The 17,956-nt window shown below is 70.8% G+C and carries 17 protein-coding genes and 1 pseudogene; 5 read left to right on the forward strand and 13 right to left on the reverse strand.

The features are described from left to right. Positions 1–519 precede the first annotated feature (519 nt). Together QSK22_RS01875 and QSK22_RS01880 are read left to right on the forward strand one after the other, a co-directional pair. Entirely contained in the window at positions 520–1,692 is a 1,173-nt protein-coding gene (locus tag QSK22_RS01875; protein WP_285492130.1) for a right-handed parallel beta-helix repeat-containing protein, read from the forward strand. A 67-nt stretch (positions 1,693–1,759) separates the two neighbouring features. Next, positions 1,760–2,113 (forward strand): ArsR/SmtB family transcription factor, encoded by a 354-nt coding sequence (locus QSK22_RS01880; protein ID WP_285492131.1) that lies wholly within the window; start codon positions 1,760–1,762, stop codon positions 2,111–2,113. On the opposite strand, the gene QSK22_RS01885 is transcribed toward QSK22_RS01880, so the two are convergent. From QSK22_RS01885 to QSK22_RS33635, 3 genes and pseudogenes are all read right to left on the reverse strand, one after another. Next, positions 2,053–2,829, reverse strand: a complete 777-nt coding sequence (locus QSK22_RS01885) for a VOC family protein (RefSeq protein ID WP_285492132.1) — start codon at positions 2,827–2,829, stop codon at positions 2,053–2,055. The two genes, QSK22_RS01880 and QSK22_RS01885, sit on opposite strands and share 61 nt — an antisense overlap. A 170-nt stretch (positions 2,830–2,999) precedes the next feature. Continuing rightward, positions 3,000–3,650 carry a phosphotransferase gene (locus QSK22_RS01890; RefSeq protein ID WP_285492133.1) on the reverse strand — a complete coding sequence of 217 codons (651 nt, stop codon included), beginning with the start codon at positions 3,648–3,650 and terminating at the stop codon, positions 3,000–3,002. Positions 3,651–4,511: 861 nt separating this feature from the next. Continuing rightward, positions 4,512–4,877 (reverse strand): annotated as a pseudogene (locus QSK22_RS33635) (phosphotransferase); the annotation flags it as partial. 281 nt (positions 4,878–5,158) lie between these two features. On the opposite strand from QSK22_RS33635, the gene QSK22_RS01895 reads away from it, so the two are divergent. Both QSK22_RS01895 and QSK22_RS01900 read left to right on the forward strand, forming a co-directional pair. Continuing rightward, positions 5,159–5,404: a hypothetical protein gene (locus QSK22_RS01895; protein WP_285492134.1), complete on the forward strand. Its 246-nt coding sequence runs from the start codon at positions 5,159–5,161 to the stop codon at positions 5,402–5,404. Between the two features lie 13 nt (positions 5,405–5,417). Next, positions 5,418–6,236, forward strand: a complete 819-nt coding sequence (locus QSK22_RS01900) for a hypothetical protein (protein ID WP_285492135.1) — start codon at positions 5,418–5,420, stop codon at positions 6,234–6,236. A gap of 97 nt (positions 6,237–6,333) precedes the next feature. On the opposite strand, the gene QSK22_RS01905 is transcribed toward QSK22_RS01900, so the two are convergent. The 9 genes from QSK22_RS01905 to QSK22_RS01945 all read right to left on the reverse strand — a co-directional run bounded on the left by QSK22_RS01905 (position 6,334) and on the right by QSK22_RS01945 (position 15,291). Next, entirely contained in the window at positions 6,334–6,654 is a 321-nt protein-coding gene (locus QSK22_RS01905; RefSeq protein WP_285492136.1) for a hypothetical protein, read from the reverse strand. Between the two features lie 169 nt (positions 6,655–6,823). Continuing rightward, positions 6,824–7,633 carry a hypothetical protein gene (locus QSK22_RS01910; RefSeq protein WP_285492137.1) on the reverse strand — a complete coding sequence of 270 codons (810 nt, stop codon included), beginning with the start codon at positions 7,631–7,633 and terminating at the stop codon, positions 6,824–6,826. A 247-nt stretch (positions 7,634–7,880) separates the two neighbouring features. Further along, entirely contained in the window at positions 7,881–9,002 is a 1,122-nt protein-coding gene (locus QSK22_RS01915) for a hypothetical protein (RefSeq protein WP_285492138.1), read from the reverse strand. Between the two features lie 1,032 nt (positions 9,003–10,034). Continuing rightward, positions 10,035–10,268 (reverse strand): hypothetical protein, encoded by a 234-nt coding sequence (locus QSK22_RS01920; protein WP_285492140.1) that lies wholly within the window; start codon positions 10,266–10,268, stop codon positions 10,035–10,037. 625 nt (positions 10,269–10,893) lie between these two features. Then, positions 10,894–11,109: a hypothetical protein gene (locus QSK22_RS01925; protein WP_285492141.1), complete on the reverse strand. Its 216-nt coding sequence runs from the start codon at positions 11,107–11,109 to the stop codon at positions 10,894–10,896. 408 nt (positions 11,110–11,517) lie between these two features. Then, the gene (locus QSK22_RS01930; protein WP_285492142.1) at positions 11,518–11,667 is read right to left on the reverse strand and encodes a hypothetical protein; all 150 of its coding nucleotides are present in this window, start codon (positions 11,665–11,667) and stop codon (positions 11,518–11,520) included. A gap of 616 nt (positions 11,668–12,283) precedes the next feature. After that, positions 12,284–12,469, reverse strand: coding sequence for a hypothetical protein (locus tag QSK22_RS01935; protein WP_285492143.1), 186 nt, complete (start codon positions 12,467–12,469; stop codon positions 12,284–12,286). A gap of 249 nt (positions 12,470–12,718) precedes the next feature. Next, entirely contained in the window at positions 12,719–13,966 is a 1,248-nt protein-coding gene (locus tag QSK22_RS01940; RefSeq protein WP_285492144.1) for an NAD(P)-binding domain-containing protein, read from the reverse strand. Positions 13,967–14,001: 35 nt separating this feature from the next. Beyond that, positions 14,002–15,291, reverse strand: coding sequence for a carboxylate--amine ligase (locus QSK22_RS01945; protein ID WP_285492387.1), 1,290 nt, complete (start codon positions 15,289–15,291; stop codon positions 14,002–14,004). A 509-nt stretch (positions 15,292–15,800) separates the two neighbouring features. On the opposite strand from QSK22_RS01945, the gene QSK22_RS01950 reads away from it, so the two are divergent. Beyond that, the gene (locus tag QSK22_RS01950) at positions 15,801–16,685 is read left to right on the forward strand and encodes a glycoside hydrolase family 26 protein (protein WP_285492145.1); all 885 of its coding nucleotides are present in this window, start codon (positions 15,801–15,803) and stop codon (positions 16,683–16,685) included. A 20-nt stretch (positions 16,686–16,705) separates the two neighbouring features. On the opposite strand, the gene QSK22_RS01955 is transcribed toward QSK22_RS01950, so the two are convergent. After that, positions 16,706–17,941, reverse strand: coding sequence for a glycosyltransferase (locus QSK22_RS01955; RefSeq protein ID WP_285492146.1), 1,236 nt, complete (start codon positions 17,939–17,941; stop codon positions 16,706–16,708). Positions 17,942–17,956 lie beyond the last annotated feature (15 nt).

Raw genomic sequence — 17,956 nt, forward strand, 5'->3', positions numbered from 1 at the left:
GGGGGCGGAGCGGCAGACACACCGCCACCGTACATGGCCGCGCCCCCGGGGAGGGCTCCCCCGGAGCATGCCGGGGGCGCTGCGGTCTGAGGGGCGGCGGCGCGGCATAGGTGACATATCGTCGAGTCCAAGGTCAGCGCATCGCGGCCACCTTGGGTGTTCGACCGGCCCGGCGGGGGCGACGTCAAGCTGGAGTTCCTCAGCCGGAGCGAGGCGCCTGGCGCGGCGAACCTGCTTCTTCGCGTCGCCGGCTGAGCGTCCCCGCAAGCCCGGAGGGGGAGGACGGGACGTCTCGTCCTCCCCCTCTGCTTCGCCGCCCCGCCCCGCCGGACCACCCGCGGCGGCGTGCCGCTGCCCGGCGGCATCGCCATGGGAGTCCACCACGCCCCCTCCGTTCCTCAGCGCGACGAGACGCCGGCGCGGAAAGCGGTGGAAGGCGGGATTGACCGCCGGACGCCGCCGGGCTACGAAGCGGAGAACAGGAAACCGCTTTCCAAAATCGCATGCCCAGGAGGATCCATGAGAATCTCAGTCGGCAGGCGCACCCGCCGACGCGCCCGCGTCACCGTCCTCGCCGCGCTTTCACTCGTCGCCTCGGGACTGACGGCCGTGGTGGCGGCGCCGCCTGCGTCCGCCGCCTGCGGCGACCTTTCGTACTACAACGCCGAGGCGGTGCGCAGCGGTGACACCTGGACCGCCCGCAACGGTTCCCGCACCGTCTACACCGGCACCGACATGCGGGCGGCCGTGCAGGCGGCGATCGACAGCCTGACGTCCGGCCGCACCTCCAAGGAGTGGGTGGTGGTGCGCGGCGACGGCTCGCTCAGCGCCGGATCGCGGATCTCCCTGCGCTCCCACACCGGGATCGACGTGTGCGGCACCGTCAACGTCACCGGTTCCGGTTCCGGCGACCAGGCCCCGATCTACGCCCGCGGCGTGAGCGACATCGAGGTGCGCCACCTGAACGTCACCGGCTCCCCGCTGTACGGGATCTTCATGCGGAACGTCGAGAACGTCACCCTCGGCGACATCCAGCTGCGCGTCTCCAGCGGCCTGGGGATCCGCATCGACAACCACGGCGACCGCAGCGTCCGGTCCCGCAACATTTACATCGACCAGGTGTACGTGTCGGGGACGTCCTCGCACGGCGTGGAGACCTACGGCGTGGACGGGCTGACCATCAACCGCGTCACCGCCCGCAACACCGGCGAGTCAGGGCTGCTGATGAACGACACGATCAACGCGACCGTCACCCGGGTGGACGCGGACGGCACGGGCACCGGCACCGGGTACGCCGCCCTGCGCTTCGCCAACCGCAACGGCCGCATCGGCGACTCCTACCCGACCAACATCCGGGTCGGCAGCGTCAAGGCCCGCGGCGGCGGACGCGGCATCTTCTGCGTCTCCGAAAGCGGCGGCGCCGTGATCGACGAGGTGGACATCGCCTACACCGGCAACAACGCCATCCTGCTGGAGAACTGCTACAACATGACGATCGCCGGGCGGTCCGGCGTGGTCGACGGCGGCGGCGAGGTCCGCATCGCCGCACGCGACGAGTTCGCCCCGTCCCGCGACATCACGTTGCAGAACCTGACCGTCCGCGACACCGCCATCCGCTGGAGCCCCTGCACGGGGACCAACATCGTCCTGCGCAACGTCACCCGCGAGAACTCCGCCCTGTACTGGTGCTGAGCCCGCGCCGGCATCGCGGCGGGACGGCCGTGTGGACGGGTTCCGGGGCCGTTGCCATGATGCGTGCGTGCTGGACGTGGACCTCCTCAAAGCCTCGGCCAACGACCGGAGGCAGCAGATCCCGGCATGGCGCCCGGAACGCTATTTCCCGCCGCGGCGCGACGGCGACCTGATCCGCGACGGCGTCTGCTCCCTGTTCATCGCCCAGAAACCGGGCGTCAGCCGGCCCACCTGCGGCGCGCACCTGAAGATCCTGGCCAGGGCGGGCCTGGTCCGCAGCAAGAAGATCAAACAGTGGGTCTTCTACCGGCGCGACGAGGCCCGCGTCGCCGAGGCCGAACACCGTCGGCGACTGGTGACTCACCGGGCCGGCTGGATCACGGCCAGGGGCGTCCCCACGGGGTCGCGCAGGAACGCGTAGCGGCCGGGCCGGATGTCGTGCGGGGGCACCTCCACTCGGGCGCCCAGCTTGGTGGCCTTGGCGACGGAGGCGTCGCAGTCGGCCACGGCGAAGTAGGGGACCCACTGGGGCCGCTCCAACGGCCTCAGTGGGCCGTCCAGCACGACCATGCCCCCCACGGAGCGGTCGGCGACCCGCCAGTAGGAGTAGGTGAGGCCGTCGTGGTCCCGCCGCACGAACGTCCAGCCCAGGACTTCGCCGTAGAAGCGCTGGACGGCCTCCAGGTCGCGGCAGGCCAGTTCCATCCAGCACAGCGCCCCGGGCTCGTCGACCACGCCGGCGCCGCGGAAGGCCCGCCCCTGCCACAGCGCGAAGCCCGCTCCCTCGGGATCGACCGCGAGGGCGAGCCGCCCGAGGTTGTCCAGCTCGACGCCGTCCACGAGCACCCGGCCGCCCGCGACCCGCACCCGCTCGGTGACGGGCGCGAGCTCGTCGACGGCGAAGTGGCACGTCCAGTACGGCGGCTGCCCGTCGTCGGCGAGCGGCTGCATCCCGCACACCATGGGCCCCTGGCGGCCGCCCAGCGACCACGTGTAGTAGTCGCCGAAGTCGTAACCGAACGCGTGGGAGTACCAGCCGAAGAGTTCCTCGTAGAACTCCCTGGATGCCGTGACCTGCGGGCTGGCCAGTTCGACCCAGCACGGCGCCCCGGGCGCGTATCCGGACACCTCGGTCATCGGGCCCCCCTTTCCCCATCCCACGGTACGAGGGCCCGCGTCATAGGCGCTGACGGCTTCGGACTTGCCGGCACCAAGCCCGCCCAAAGAGCCCCTACGCCGGAAACCACGAATCACAACCGCGGGAAATGCGCTCGTGTCCGCGGAATCGCCACCCGGCGGGCGGAGCGTCAGGCGGCAAGGGCGCCTGCGGAGGGGCGGTGCCCCGCGAACGCGTCGCGGACGTCCTGCCAGTGGCGGGTCCACCAATCGAGCATGCGGGAGTCGCGGACGAACGCCCGGCCGCAGGCGTTGAGCCACCAGTCCAGGGCGCCGGGACCGGAGCGGTGCGGGTGGCCGCAGCAGTGGCCGTAGTAGTACTCCAGGTGCCAGTTGTCGCACATGGTGGTCCACCACACGCGGCGCACCGCGTCGGCCAGGGCGCGCTCGTCGACCGGGGCGATCGAGCGGTACCCGTTGGTGAAGGCGGCGACGCGGAACAGGTCGATGGCTCCGTCCTCGCGAGTGAACAGGGCGAGGGCGGCGCGGGCGAGCTCCTCCATCAGGGGACGCACGGCCAGCCGGTCCCAGTCGATGACGGCGGCGATCGCGTCCCCCTGCCACAGGAGGTTGTCGGGACGCAGGTCGCCATGCGTCCAGCCGTAGGGGCCGAGGGGGCGGTCACGGGCGGGTCGCAGCGCGCCGTACCGCCGCAGCAGGTGGATGCGCCGCCGCAGGTGGACGACGAAGGTCAGGTCCACCGTCTGCGGGGAGCGGAGGGAGGAGATGTGGTCGAGCAGGCGACCGGCGCGGGCCAACGCCTGCTCGGGGGGTTCGACCACTGCCGCGCGCGGACGCGAGCGGGACACAGCCGTCGGCCAAGGCAGCAGGGGACCAGCCGACGCGAACCTGCCGGCAGCCAACGGCCAAGCGGTGCCGGAACCCGCATGCTGGGGGCCGCCTAGCTCGGACGCAGCCGCCGCCGGACCGACCAGCCCGGACGCGGGGCTAGACGACGCAGACACAGGGGCGGCTGACGCAGACGCGGTCGCCCCGAAGGCAGACGACGTTGACCCAGAAGCGCCCGCCCCAGAGCCGGCCGCACCGAACTCAGAGTCAGTCCATGCGGGCGCAGAGGCGGTGGCCGCGGACGCGGTCGTCCCAAAGGCGGATGCCTCAGAAGCGGCAGACGGGGGGCCGGACGCAGTTGCCCCAGAGTCGGCCGCCCCGGACGCGGAGGCAGCTGATCCTGACGCGGGGCCAGACGACGCGGGCGCGGGGCCAGACGCCCAAGACTCAGAGGCAGCCGCCCCGCGCGCAGAACCGGACGACGCAGATGCAGTAGCAGTTGCTCCAGAGGCGGATGGCGCGGAGGCGGTCGGCTCGGATGCAGGGGCGGCCTCCTCAGAGGCGTCCGACACGGAAGCAGAAGCGGTCGACGCAGGGCCGTCCGTTCCGGGCGCAGGGGCAGACGACGCAGATGAAGAGACGGCCGGCCCAGAGGCGGCCCGCGCGGCTCTAGGGACGGGCGGCGCGGGCGCGGTGTGGGACGGCGTGGATCCGTGGGCGGGGCTAGGCGTCGTTGGCGCAACGCCGGACGGCGTGGGGGCGGACGCCGATGCGGAGGACGACACTGAGAAGCGCGGCGCCGGCATAGAGGACGGCGAGACACGCGAACCAGTGGGCGGCCCGGGGGCATGAGGGGGCGCCGTGGCGCGGAGGAGGGCGTAGTGCAGGCGGGCAAGAAGGGCCCCCAGAGCACCGGCCTGCCGATCGGTCAACTCCACGCCGCGGATGTGGACGCCGTCGACCCACGGGAACACGCAGTAACCGCGCCCCGCGGCCTCGGCGACCAGAGCACCGCCGGGGGCGGGCAGCGCCGGGCGCACGGGCAGTCCGTCCTCGGCCAGGGCGGCGAGCACGGCGAGGTTGCGGCGGGCGGTGGGAAGGTCGACGTCCAGGATCCGGCGCAGGCAGAACACGCCGCGCGCGGTGACGACCCGCCAGTTGCGGTTCATCATCCCCTCGGGGATCATCTCCGCGTTCTCCACCGCACCCAACCGGAACATTTCCGCCAGGGCGAGTATTTCGCCCCCGGCTGCGCCGACTCGGTGTTGAGACACCGTGCCACGCTACCCGGGCGCCGGCGTCGGCGCGGGTAATCGTAAAACCGTGTCGCCGACCTTTTCTAAAGATCATTCCGGCGCACTGCGGGGCGGATCGCCCGGTCCGCCGCATTGTGCTGCGGAATCTCCGGAGAAGTGGCGGCCGCAGGCCCTGACCGGGCGATTACCTGACGCGCTGGCGAAGAAGTCGACGCGGGGGTCGCGGATACGGAATGGTTTCCCTCATGGATTACCGAATTCGAGGTGCCGCGGCGTCCGGTCCGGCCGAATGGCTGCTGGCCTTCCTGCGCGCCCGGGAGAAGTCGAGACGAGCCCGCACCGGCCGCGCCGGCGGACCGGCGGAATGGCTGCTGGTGTTCCTGGAGGCCGAACGCACCGAAACGGCGGCCCGGCAGCGCCCGTCGGTGCTGTCGCGGCGGAGCAAGAGCGAGGAGTACGCGTTCGGCCGGATGAACGCCCGGACGGCGTGACGGGACGGAGAAAATGATCATCGAAATGCTGTTCGCCGCCCTGATCGGCAGCGGGTTCGGCGGTGCCGAACTGATCGTCCGCTACCGCGACAGGCCCCTGGCGGCGTTCCTGTCCCCGGCCGGGCTGCTGTATCTGTTCGTCAACATCGGCGCGTCGGTCATCGCCCTGATCGCGATCACGGCGGCGGGCTGGACGTTCGGCCTGCCGGAGACCATGCCCCCGGTGAGCCTGCTGATCGTGCGGGTGCTGACGGCGGGCCTCGGCTCGGCCGCGCTGCTGCGCGTGTCGTTCACACTCGCCCACGACCGGGGCCCCGGGATCGGCCCCATCGCCGTCCTGGGCGGCATCCTGCGGATCCTGGACGGCGAGCTGGAGCGCAAGCGGGCGCTGAGCCGGCTTTCGCACGACGACCTGGCGGGGCTGTCGTTCGAGCGCGACCATGCGGCGCTGACCGAGCTGTGCTGCCACCTGCTGCGCGAGTTCGACCTGGCCGAGGCGCAGCGGCTGGGCGGGGTGGCCGCCGATCTCAGCCACCGCGACGACCTGACCGACGCCGACAAGCTGGACTGCTTCGGGCTCGAACTGGCCCGGCTGGTCGGCGAGCGCGCGCTGCGGCAGGCCGCGGCGCGGCTGCGGGACCGTCCCGACCACGGGCTCCACCCGGCCCACCACCAGATGGTCGAGGACGACCGAATCGCCCCCGTGACCATGGAGCACGAGGCCGTCGCGGAGCCGCCGTTGCCGCCGCGGTCGGCGGTCACCAAGCCCTCGCGGCTCGCCCCGGGTTCCAACGGCAGCAGGCTGGACCGCAAAGTGCTCAGCGACGTCTGAGCCCCGATTCCACCCGACGGACCAGAAAGCCGGTGTGTCCCGGAGTCTTCCGGAACACACCGGCTTTCGTGATTTTCGCAATCGCCCGGACGGGCGGTCAGCCGGCGTCCACTCCGCGGAGCCGGGTGTGCTCTCGTCTATCCTGGTTCTCAAGGGCGGAGGCGATGCGGTGCAATGCCTCGGCCATGGACACCAGCGCCTCGACCTGCGCGGCCGCCATCAGATTCTCCGGCGACGGGTCGGCGGCCTGCGCCTCCGCCGCGGAATCGCGGGCCTGCTGAATCCACCAATGCACGTGTCGATGATAATCCGGGGACGGACGGCGCACCCCGCAAGACCGCGCGGCGTTTCCTCCGTGAACATGCGCGAGCAGCACGGACTTCCACCCGCAAGAAAACGTTTCGTAGATCGCCGCCATAGCGTCCGTGACGCGATTCCCGCGGGGGCAATAGAAAACGGCTCCCGTCTCGGATGGATTCCGAGAGGGAGCCGAATTCGGTGCGCGTGCGGCGGCGGTGGTCAGCCGCGGGCGGGCGGGCCCGGCCCGAACCCGCTGTGCACCGCTCAGCCGGCCGGACGGGTTTCGGTCACTGCAGCGCCTTGGCGGCGTACGGGTTGAACTTCTCATCGGACATGGACCGGACCGCCACGTCCTGCTGCTGGCCCTGGTCGGTGCGCTTGGCGGTGCCCCGCAGCTTGGCGGCCGGCTTCATCAGCCGGCCCACGACCCCGCCGAGCCGTCCCTCACCGGACTTGCCCGGACGGGGCCGGGCCAGGGCCTGACGCTTGGTGGACGGCAGCGGGCGGCTGTAGCTGTACAGCTTGACCGGACGCGACCAGTGCGCCTTGGCGCGGTGGCTCCTGGCCTTGTGGGAGCGCGCCTTGCGCGGCTTGGCCTTGGCCTTGTACGACTTCACCTTGCGCGGCTTGGCCTTGTACTTCTTGACCTTCTTCTTCGGCTTGGCCTTGTGCGCGTAGGAGTCGTCGGGGTCGTTCTCGCAGCGCGAGCAGTACCCCCCGCCGCCGTAGCTGAAGGACTTGGTGATGTTCACCATCGCCAGCGCCCCGCCGTACGCGCTGATCGGCCCGGTCGAGCCGCCCCACAGGCCGAGGAAGCCGTCGTCGTCATCGTCGTGGTCGTCCTCGTCGTCCCAGTGGAACGAGGCGCCGGCGGCGCCGCCCGGCTGGGATTGGGTCTGGTCGACGTCGATCGAGTTGCGTTTCGACGTGAAGGTGCGCGCGTCGTTCGCCACCTCGCTCTCGATGTGGCCGTCCAGCCGCCCGTGCGGGTCGGCGACGTCGGCGGCGGCGAGCGCGACGAAGCCGCCGGAGCCGAACGTCACGGCGCCGGCGGCGACCACGGCCGCGCGGCTCAGGTTCTTGGTCCAGTTGCGCATCTGTGTACTCCTGTCTTGTGTGTTCGTGTTCGATGCACTTACGCGGCGGCGCATGAGGTGCGCTCGCCCGGCGACGGTGCGGCAGGGCACCGAGCGCCCCGGTGGGAGACTGGTCTTCGGCTGGGCCGGGTGGTGGCGCCGTCTCCGCCTGCACGTGTTGCGGCTCCTGTGGGCGGGACGCGATGCGGCCGTACGGGCGGCGCGCTGAAACGGGCCCGTCCCCGGGCAGCCCAGCCCATGGACGGCGTCAGTCGGGGACGGCCCCGGGTTCCTCGGCCGCGATCATGTCGTCCAGGGCCACGTAGGGGACGGTGGCGGCACTGCTGTCGCGGTGGATGCGCAGCGGGTGGGCCGGCAGCATTCCGGCGAGGGCCGGCTGGGGATGCGCCGCGGACACGTACGTCATGTCGGCCGGGACGTGGTGAGTGAACGGGGAGGGCCTGCGGGTCGGGGTGGGCTCGCTTTCGGCCGTGCAGGATCGGCAGTGATCGACGGCTGCGGGCCGCACGGTGGGGCCCGGCCAGGTGGTGTCGTCCGCTACGCGCACGCCTGCGGAGGGAGCTGCGCCGTAGTCGGGGGTCGAGGCGGGCTCCTTGGCGAGCTCGGCGATGTCGAGGGGCTGCGTGGACGCGTCGGCTGATGTCATGACGGGGATCGGCGGCCCGAACGGCAGCGGCTGCGCACCAACGGTGTTCGGCGGGAACTGCTCGTCCACTCCCCGGACACCACCGGTGGAGTCCAGCACCGGTCGCAGCCCGCCGCGAAGCGTCTCCGTGCCGAGGCCGGGGGCGCCCACCATGACGCGGGCGAGCGTCCTTCTGGCCTCGCGCAGCAGGTCCTGCGCCCGGGCGGTGGAACCTCCCGCTGATGAGGCTGCGCTCGTCGTGACCTGGTCCATCGCGCGGAAGAACGACCCGTCGCCGAGCGGACCACGACGTCCCATCAGGGCGCACACCCTGCAGTCGCCGCGCTCGGCCCGCCGGATGCCAGGCAGCGGCTCGGCGACGCGCCGCACCCGGTGCCGACGGACACCGCCTGCCGGCACCGTCTCCCGCTCCCGCATGTCCGCTTCGCCCGCCTCGGGTTCGTCCGCGGCCGCCAGCAGGCGCGACGCGTGACGCAGCGCCCCTGCCACGATGCGCGGGTCACGCGGCTCGACCGCCGTGCGCCCGCCGCCCGCCTCGGTATGCGCGACCCCGTCGGTGTCGGTGACGGCCGCGTCGGCGGTGTGCGCCAACAGCGCGGCGGCGATCCAGCTCGCCAGGGCCAGACCGCCGACGATCGCGATGCGCGCCGCGAACGGCAGCCGGGCAGGGCGGATGCGATCCCCGGGGCACCGCGCCCCGCGCTGGATCGATTCCGGCCACATGCCCCTGACTCCTCACTGACGATTCACCGGCGTCGGCCCGGACGCCGTCTCACCGCTGCCGGACGGCCGGCGGCTCCAGGCGGCGCCGGGCCGCCGCAACGGCCGGCGCGGCACGTGAAGTCGTCCACCGCCCGCACCATGGACGTCGATATCGATTTGGTGTCGGCGGGGTCCCGGCGGAACCGCCGCACGGCTGGTCGGTCGTTCAGTATCGCGCCGCCCCGCGCACCGTTCCGGAAAGGCGCGGCGGGACGGCCCCGAAAATGTCGGGAGTCACGGCGGGCCGACCGGTCCCCGCATCCGGCTGCCGAACGGCCGCCGGGCGAGACCGGTGAGTCCGCCGTCCCGAAGCTAACATTGTTCCACCGGCCGATCTCCGACATATATGTCGATCGCATCCATCATTTACTGGATACGGCCGGGTGCTTTACGGTCACGACGTCCGCGTCTCCGGCGAACAGAATTTTCGCGGGGCAAACCGGATTGCCGGGAGAAAATGCCAGAACACCCCATTCGCCATTCACAAAAGGCATCCCGAAGAGGCCGGCGACGATTCACACTGATACCCGGCGGGACAGGACGCTATGACAGCGAACGGCACGTCCACCGCACAACAGACCGGAACCCGAATTCACTCGACACGCGACCAGACGACCTGGCGCACAAGGAACCGAACGGAGCGAACTAGCGGGATGCACGCATCACGGGGCAGACATCACCGCCTCCGCCTTCAGGCATGAGAACACTTCAGCCCGACATTACCGCCCGGCCCATCCCCTACACGAGAAGCGAGCGAGCACCCCCCGCCCGAAACCGTCCATCCAAACCACAACCCGCACAGCACGATGCCCGCAAGAAAACACCCCCGCCGGCACTGACGCCGGGACAAACCCCACCCCGCGAGCGGATTTTCATCCGCGCACGCCAAAAGGGGTGCTGGGGCAGAAAACGCCCCAGCACCCCGCCAGGCCGTCGATCTCATCCAGGCCGCGCGTCGTCGCGACGGGATGGATCAGAACGTCTCGCCTATTCTCAGAACCCGCTGAGCAGGTCCAGGAGGCTGGCCTTGTTCCGGATGGTGTTGTGGTTGGCCAGGGTGTTCTTGTTGACGTTGTTGGCGGTGACGCTCACCGCCTGCTTCTGCTGCTGAGCGTTGACGTCCGGGTCGTCGCCCCGGCCGCTGGCGTGCGCGGGCGAGCTCAGGAGCAGGGCCCCAGCCGCCGCACCGATCACCAGGCCAGCCGCAGCCGTCGCCTTCTTCAGCATCGAGCTTCTCCTTCACCTGTCGTGGACAAGTTGTTTGATGGGGACGCTCTCGTCTTTCGTGGACTCACGATTTGGAGAGCACCGATGTCCACCGTCGCGATCAAGAGTATGGCCCGCAATGCAAAGCGCGAAGCAAGAGCACGAAAAACCGGTCAGAGTGAATCATAAATTGAGGACATGAAGCCTGCGGAGATCAACTCGATCCCCGGCAAACTAGACATGCTCCAGCCAATCCCGGTTAACCCCCACCCGAGGGAAGAGCCAACCGGTATCGCGCCACCGGAACAACTCGGGAAAAGGCGCCGTTCTCCGATATTGCCGCCCCTGATCCACCTCCTCTGCACCGTCCCGCGGCCCAGCCGGCCCCACACCTCCCGGCGACCACCGGAAGAAACACCCCGGTCCCGAACTGTCGGCCGGCCGCACGATAAAAGCGCGATGGCGACGGCCGCACCGCTCATTCCGCACCCGCCCCCCTGATCGAGCACGGACACAAAACAAGGGATGCCGGAACGCAAGGCGTTCCGGCATCCCTGGGTCAGGCAGTCGACCGGCTCATGCTGACCTTGGCTCAACCACCGGCCAGGGCCGTCAGAATCGCAACTCCGCGCTACGTCAGGAGTCGTCAGCCCAGCAACAGCGCCAGCGGGTCGGGGATGTTCAGCGTGGCCAGATTGTTGTTGTTGGTGTTCGTGTTCGAGTTCATGTTGTAGTTGTACACGTTGACGACGTTCCGCGGGCCCTTGTCCCGCCCGTCGGCGTCGGCGGGTGAAGACAGGAGCAGAGCCCCGGCGACCGCGCTAGCGACCAGGCTCGCGGCCGCGAAGGTCTTCTTGAACATCTCGCTTCTCCTCCGTCTGTCGGGAAAGGCGCCGAGCGTCGCAACGGACAACGCTCCCGTCACCTTGGGGGCGCCAGCACGACCCAGCCTGCCGACGCAAGGTTGCTACCAAAGCAAAGCGACACTCCCCCAGCGAAAAAATCCCCGCGCAGAAATCCACCCATCACGCACATGACTGATAAAGACGAGAACCCGCCACCTCCGCGCCCGCTCCCCCAGCCCACCGCACACCCACAGCCCCCGACGACCACCCCGTAGCGATCACCACGCGCTCCCCAAACCCCACGCTCCACCGTCAGCCTGGCCTCTCGCGCCGTGATCCACGAGCCGCCGTGATGCCGTTGACTCTGGCGACCTGACCGAGGTTCCTGCGCGGGTAGCCGGGCGTCGGCTTGATCTTGTGGGGGGTCATGCCGGTGTCTCCTCGATGGTCGCGATGATCGTGCGCGCGGCGGCGACCAGCTCGTTCGCGGGGGCGATGGCTTCGCCGGTGTCGTATCGGTAGAACCACCACGCGCCCATCCGCCTGTCGTAGCGGCACTCGACCGTCATCGCCATCCGTGACCGGAACCTGCCCGTGCAGGTCATTTGGCCGGAAGGCGCCTCGCGAGACTAGGGACGTCTACCGCGAGGCGCCGCAGGCGTTATACCGCGCGGCCACGGCACGGTGCCGTTCGAGCTGGTTGATGCCGCACCCGACGGCATGGTGCCGCCGACTATCAGTTCGGAGAACACCAGCGGCCGACACGGCGAGTCGCCCTGCTGACCTGCTGTGACCGGCAGCGATACGCGGCGGTTGCTTCTGCCGGTCTGGCTGCGTGCGGCCCCGCGCGGCGGGCTGATGTGCCCGGGCGGTCGCGGGAGTCATGTCCACCTCACCCGCGATAACTGGGTCTGAGGTGTCGTCGGGGGTGTTCCGGGGTGTGGCTTGGTGGGGGGTGCCGGGGCCCTTGTGGGGCGGTCGGCCGGCTGGGGTAGTGCCGGAATGCCCGGATCGCCGTCGGGCGTGGTGGGGTGACGCGCAATTCGCCGTGGCGGCGGGCGTTATAATCTTATGGCTCCGGAGAATCCGGAAGTGACACGCCCGACGCGGCGGACGTGGTTTTCGACAGGGGGCTCGGCGGGTGATTGCGTCGAGTGGACGAAAACGCGGGGCGGTGTGGGTTATGGTTGGTCACGACGCGAAGCCGCCCGGTGAGGGTTTCCACTCCGCATGCGTCAGACCAGGACTGTCCGACATATCTCGCAGCGTGGGATACTCGCAGGTCAGCCAGGCCACCAGGGTGGCGTGGTAGACGTCGAAGGCGCGCGCCAGGGCCCTGCGGTCGGCCGATTGCATCGGTGTCATCCGGAGCTTCATATGAAGATCGTCACGTGCTCGTTCCCATGTCTGCCGAAGCTGGTCTCGACTGGCTCGCATGTCTCGACACTACAACCCCGTCCGGGCATTGCTCCGCACGATTTCGCAGACGCGGCCTACCTCGGTCGCCACGGTTATCCGACACCGGCATGATGGTCCACAAAATTGTGGAGACTGCGACAGGTATTTCGAACCGACGGGGGATCGGGGCCGCGCCGCGGCCGCCGCGGCAGATCCCCGGCGCGGCGGTCAGCGGACCATGGTCGCGTCGTGGGGAGCGGCGGGCTTGTCCTGCCGGGCGGTGCCCGCGCCGACCGTCTCGGCCAGGTGGCCGACGATGCGGCGGGCGGCGAAGTCGGCGCCGTGGACGAACCGCATGACCGGGCCGAACGTGGCGGCGGCGGTCAGGCCCGCGAAGTACAGGCCAGGCAGCGACGACTGGAAGTGGGCGTCCAGGGCCGGGGACGTGTGGGTGCGCCGCAGCCGCCGCCGCAACTCCGGAGGCAGGGCGGAGATCCGGTCGACGTCGGGCACATAGCCGGTGGCGGCGATGACATGGTCGGCGCGCACCTCGGTGCGGTCGCCGCGCCGGTCCTCGACGATCAGACGCACCCGGTCGCCGTGCGGGGCCGCGTCGACCACGTGGCGTCCCAGCATCCGCCCCACGCGGCTGTCCAGGCGGTCGCGCAGCCACCAGGCCCCGGCCGGGCCCAGGGTGTTCTTCACGATGTTCCGGCGGGTGCGCGCGGGCAGGTACCGGACGGTCTGCGGACGCTCTGACCACAGCCAGGTGCGCCAGCCGCGCCCCAACCCCGACTGGGGGCCGCGCAGCAGTGCCTGCAGGAGGCTGCCGGTCCTGCCGGGCAGGGAGTTCCACGCCAGTTGCGGCGTGCGCGCCAGCACGACAGGGCGTGCGCCGCAGTCGGCGAGCAGTACGGCCGTCTCCAGGGCGGACTGCCCCGCCCCCACGACGACGACCTCCTTCCCCGCGAACCGGTCGAACTCGCGGTGGACGACGCTGTGCGTGACCAATGCCGTGGGCAGCGACGCCAGCCTGCGGGGCACGTGGGCGAACGGGCCGACGCCCACGGCCATCACCACGGCGCGGGCGCGGACCTCCTCGCCGGTGGACAGCGTGACCGTGTAGACGCGGCCGGGGTCGCCCTCGACGCGGAGCACCTGCGACGGCTCGGGTTCGGGGACGGCCTGCTCGGCGAACCACTGGCCGTAGCTGACGAAGGTGTGGAGGGGAATGGGGAGCCCCTCCGGCCAACCGCCGTTGTACTCGGTGAAGGTCAGGCCGGCGACGGGACTGCCCAGGCTGGAGGCGAACGGTTCGGACTTCAGATACATCCCCGCCGGCATGTGGTTGCGCCAGAAGTCCATGGGAGTGCCGATGACGCGCACGCGCAGCCCCGCATGATGCGCGTAGGCTCCCACGGACAGGCCATAGGGACCGGCGCCGACAACGAGCACGTCGATGACCGAGTCGTACATGTGTTCCCCCGTTTTCCTTGCCTTTTGCCGGCGGGTCAGGCGCTGACCGTCCGTTGCGTTTCCTCAGACGCCGCGCTCCTACCCCGCCGTGCCCCGGCAAGCCTCGGCGCGGCGATTTTTTCCGCCGCCCGGATGACGCTTTGCGCCCCCATGAGCAGAAATGGCTTGAGATCATCTGCGGCGAGCCAGGCATATTCCTCCGCCGTGCGCAGCAGCCGCATTCTGGGCATTCCGACCGCGGCCAGCAGCACCGACGGCCGCAGGTAGTGGTTCTCGACGAGCATGGTGCGGCCGTAACGGGGCTGGACGGGCGGGACCGGGCGGCCGGACAGGTCCAGGTGCATGACGCGCACCAGGTCCAGGCCGCGCCGGTCGGTGAACAGCCGGAACTGGGCGCCGAGCCGCGGGTTGAAGTCGAGCAGGAAGTAGGTGCCGGACTCGGGCACCAGGCGGAAATCCAGATCGAGCACGCCGCGGTAGCCGAGGACGCGTCCCAAAGTCCGCCCGATCTCCTCCAGTTCGGGATTGGGCAGCCATTCCCCGACCACGGTGTGCCCGGCCTGCGGCGGGCAGGCCAGTCGCTTGCGTCCGGTTCCGGCGAACAGGCACCGGGAGGCGTCGTCGAAGTATCCGTGGAAGAACCAGTCGGCCGCCCGCGGCGAGACGATCGCGCGCTGCAGGATCAGCGGACCGGCGGCGGGCCGGGCCGCGGCCTCGGCGAACAGCGCGTGGGCGTCCTCGGGCGTGCGGAGCACGGTGGTGCTGCGCTGCCCCGGGCCGAGGCGCCACGGCTTGGCCCATTTCGCGATGACCGGCAGGCCCCATTGTTTGATCGCCTCGTCGACGTCCTGGCCGGACAGCGGAAGGCGGATCTCGGGGTAGGCGACGCCGGCCTCGGCGCATCTGTCGGCCAGCGTGGACTTGTTCGCCAGCGTCCGGGGCAGCTGCCGCTCCTGCCGGGGGAAGACGAACCGTTCGGCGAGCGCGGCGGAGTTCTCGGCGATGAATATCGCGCCGCCGTCGTCCATCGGGACCAGCAGCGCGGGCCGGCCGATCCGCCGCCCGATCCGGTTCAGGTGGGCGACCAGCGCGGCCGGGGCGCCGTCGGGGGCGGGCGGGCCGAAGCGGTGCCGTCGCCGCAGGTAGCGGGAGGCGGCGGCGGGTGCGGCGCCGCTCTCCAGGACGGCGTGCACCGGCACGCCGGCGCGACCGAGCGAGCGGATCACGCCCACGGTGCCGTGGTGGAAGACGTTGGCGTCGGTCCGCAGCACCAGGACGGGGAATTCGGTGTCGAACTCGGCGTCGACGGGTTCGCGGCGTCTCATCGGCACCGCCCCACAAGGTACCGGCCCATAATGCCGACAACCGGACACTTGGCATTCAGCACCATATTCACTCCCAGAAAATCCGTCCCACGAAGGCTTGGTGATCTCATTGCCCGTGGCGGGGAGACAAAGGGCATAACCCAGCTATGAGTTACGGGACAGCCCGCCATGACGACGGCCCTTTCCCGCATTCCCGCGACCGCCGCTTCCGGCGGCGGCTCGGCCGCGGCCTGCTGGCCGCGGCGACGGCCGCCGCGGTGTGGGCCGTGACGATGGTGGGGATGCGTTGTCAGATAGGAGATTCGGCCGTTCGCACCGGGGCTTCGGTGGCGCTGGATCCGGCCGCTCCGGGAAGTTCGGCCGTACCGAAGGCCTCGCATTCCGCGCGGGCCTCGACCGTCGCAATCAGTTCGCCTCGTCGGGCGAGCCCGGCCGCTCCGGGGGGCACGCCCGCTCCGCGGCGCCATGCCGTTCCCCTGGGCGCGTTCGTCGGATCGGGCGCCGCCGGGGTGGAACGGCTCGCCGAATTCGAGCAATGGCTCAACGCGCCGGTCACCGTGGGCCACACGTATCTGCCCGGGGAGACCTGGAAGGGAATCGAGGGTCCGGGCAATCTGGTCAGGTCCTGGGGGGAATGGCGCGCGGCCGATCCGCAGCGCAAGCTCGTGGTGAACGTCCCCATGCTGGCGCCCAACGAGCTGCCGCTGCCCGACGACGTCGTCTCGGCGCTGCTGCGGGGCGGGGCGACGGGCGCGTTCGACAAGCATTTCGTCCGGCTCGCCGAACGGCTCGTCGACGCCGGGGCGCCGGACGCGATCATCGTGCTGGGGTGGGAGATGAACGGCATCACCTACACCGGCCGGTGCGCTCCGAATCCGGAGATGTGGAAGATCTACTGGCGGCGCATCGTCGCGGCCATGCGCTCGGTGAAGGGGGCGCGTTTCCGGTTCGATTTCACGCCCAGCCGGGGCATGGACGCGATCGCCTGGCCCGAGTGCTATCCGGGCGACGACGTGGTCGACATCATCGGCATGGACGTCTACGACCAGCCCGTCGGCAAGGACTTCGACGAGTTCGTCAAGGAGCCGTACGGCCTGCAGGCCCATGTCGACTTCGCCCGCGCGCACGGCAAGAAGATCTCCTTCCCCGAATGGGGACTGTTCCGCAACTCCGATAATCCGGACTACATCCGGGAGATGTTCGACTGGATGACCCGGCACGGGGCGGAATACCAGACGATCTCCGACTACTGCCCGCACGGGGTGTGGCGCTGCGCCGACAACCCGCAGTCGTCGCAGGTCTACCGGTCGCTGTTCGGCCGCGCCTCCGGCCTGCTGGACCCGTTCCGGGCGGCATCGCCGTCCGCGTCGCCGAACGCGTCGCGGTCGCCCTGAGGTCATCGGTCCGACACCCATCAGTCCGCACCCACGCCCGGCCCCGCCTCCGCCAGAGGACTGGCGGAGGCGGGGCGGGCCACCGGCTGAGCGACGGGCCTGTGCCCGCAGGCGGTCCCGGGCGCGCCTGCCACCGGGTACGCGGCGGTGGCGAGGTCCTTGGTGATGACGGCCAGCTGGGCGAAGGTCCGCACGGCGTCGAAGTCGGCGGCGCGCCGGGCGGCCGCCTTTCCCTCGATCTCGGCGAGTTCCGGGGAGAGCAGCCTGCGCGCGACCTCCGCGGCCAGTGCCGCCGGGTCTTCCGGGGGTACGAGCGCCCCCACGTCGGGGGTGACGACCTCGGTGAGCCCTGGGATGTCCGTGCCGACCAGGGGGCGGCCGATGGCCAGTGCCTCCAGCGCGGCCAGCGGCAGCCCCTCCCAGCGCGACGGCATCGTCACCACGTCGGCGGCGACCAGCCAGGGTCGGGGGTCGGCGACCGGGGGGACGAACCGTATGCCGTGGGTCGCATAGGCGCGCACGCGGCGCAGCATGTCGCCGTCACCGACCATCACCAGCTGTGCGTCGGGGCAGCGTTGCCTGACACGGGGCCACGCGGCGGTCAGCACGTCCTGGCCCTTCTGCCGTGTGATGCGGCCTATGCAGACCGCCAGCGGCTTGTCGGCGGGGACGTCCAGGAGCCTGCGCGCCGCGCCCCGTGCGGACGCGTCGGCCTGCTGGAAGCGGCGCAGGTCCACGCCGTTGCGCACGAGCGCGTAGGGCGCGTCCACCCCGGCCTGGCGTCCCTGCTGCAGTTCGCCCTCGCCCACGCACACGACCGCCTTGGCACGTCGGGCCGCGAACCGCTCCCAGCGGATGCTGGCCGTGCGCTGCACGCCGCGCGCCGCCAGCCACGACCACCCGTGCGGCTGGAAGATGAGGGGGGTGCCGTGCGTGGTGCGCATGCGGCCGGCCAGCCCGGCCTTGGACGAGTGCAGGTGGACGATGTGCGGGCGGTAGCGGCCGATGATGGCGTGCAGCTGCCGGGACTCGGCCAGGGTCTTCGGCCCCGGTGCGCGCCCGGCGTTCCACGGGATGTGGGGGACGCCGTGGGCGCGCAGGTTGCCCGGCAGTGTCCCCTCTACGGGGCATGCCACGGCGACCTCCCAGCCGCGGTGCGTCTGGTCCCGGCACGCCTGGGTGACGTAGCCGGCGACGCCGCCGTCGGTCGGCTGGGACACGTGCAGAACGCGGATCGGTTCTTGCTGGCTGGTCATGGCTGCCCCCGGAGA

The sequence above is a fragment of the Actinomadura sp. NBRC 104425 genome, from assembly GCF_030269545.1.
In the GTDB taxonomy this organism is placed as follows: Bacteria; Actinomycetota; Actinomycetes; order Streptosporangiales; family Streptosporangiaceae; genus Spirillospora; species Spirillospora keratinilytica.

Bases quoted from the DNA above. Each gene is read 5' to 3' on its own strand.
- QSK22_RS01945 (WP_285492387.1), bottom strand. From the start codon at position 15,291: ATGAGACGCCGCGAACCCGTCGACGCCGAGTTCGACACCGAATTCCCC.
- QSK22_RS01875 (WP_285492130.1), top strand. From the start codon at position 520: ATGAGAATCTCAGTCGGCAGGCGCACCCGCCGACGCGCCCGCGTCACC.
- QSK22_RS01885 (WP_285492132.1), bottom strand. From the start codon at position 2,829: ATGACCGAGGTGTCCGGATACGCGCCCGGGGCGCCGTGCTGGGTCGAA.
- QSK22_RS01895 (WP_285492134.1), top strand. From the start codon at position 5,159: ATGGATTACCGAATTCGAGGTGCCGCGGCGTCCGGTCCGGCCGAATGG.
- QSK22_RS01940 (WP_285492144.1), bottom strand. From the start codon at position 13,966: ATGTACGACTCGGTCATCGACGTGCTCGTTGTCGGCGCCGGTCCCTAT.
- QSK22_RS01955 (WP_285492146.1), bottom strand. From the start codon at position 17,941: ATGACCAGCCAGCAAGAACCGATCCGCGTTCTGCACGTGTCCCAGCCG.
- QSK22_RS01905 (WP_285492136.1), bottom strand. From the start codon at position 6,654: ATGGCGGCGATCTACGAAACGTTTTCTTGCGGGTGGAAGTCCGTGCTG.
- QSK22_RS01930 (WP_285492142.1), bottom strand. From the start codon at position 11,667: ATGGCGATGACGGTCGAGTGCCGCTACGACAGGCGGATGGGCGCGTGG.
- QSK22_RS01900 (WP_285492135.1), top strand. From the start codon at position 5,418: ATGATCATCGAAATGCTGTTCGCCGCCCTGATCGGCAGCGGGTTCGGC.
- QSK22_RS01920 (WP_285492140.1), bottom strand. From the start codon at position 10,268: ATGCTGAAGAAGGCGACGGCTGCGGCTGGCCTGGTGATCGGTGCGGCG.
- QSK22_RS01935 (WP_285492143.1), bottom strand. From the start codon at position 12,469: ATGAAGCTCCGGATGACACCGATGCAATCGGCCGACCGCAGGGCCCTG.
- QSK22_RS01915 (WP_285492138.1), bottom strand. From the start codon at position 9,002: ATGTGGCCGGAATCGATCCAGCGCGGGGCGCGGTGCCCCGGGGATCGC.
- QSK22_RS01925 (WP_285492141.1), bottom strand. From the start codon at position 11,109: ATGTTCAAGAAGACCTTCGCGGCCGCGAGCCTGGTCGCTAGCGCGGTC.
- QSK22_RS01910 (WP_285492137.1), bottom strand. From the start codon at position 7,633: ATGCGCAACTGGACCAAGAACCTGAGCCGCGCGGCCGTGGTCGCCGCC.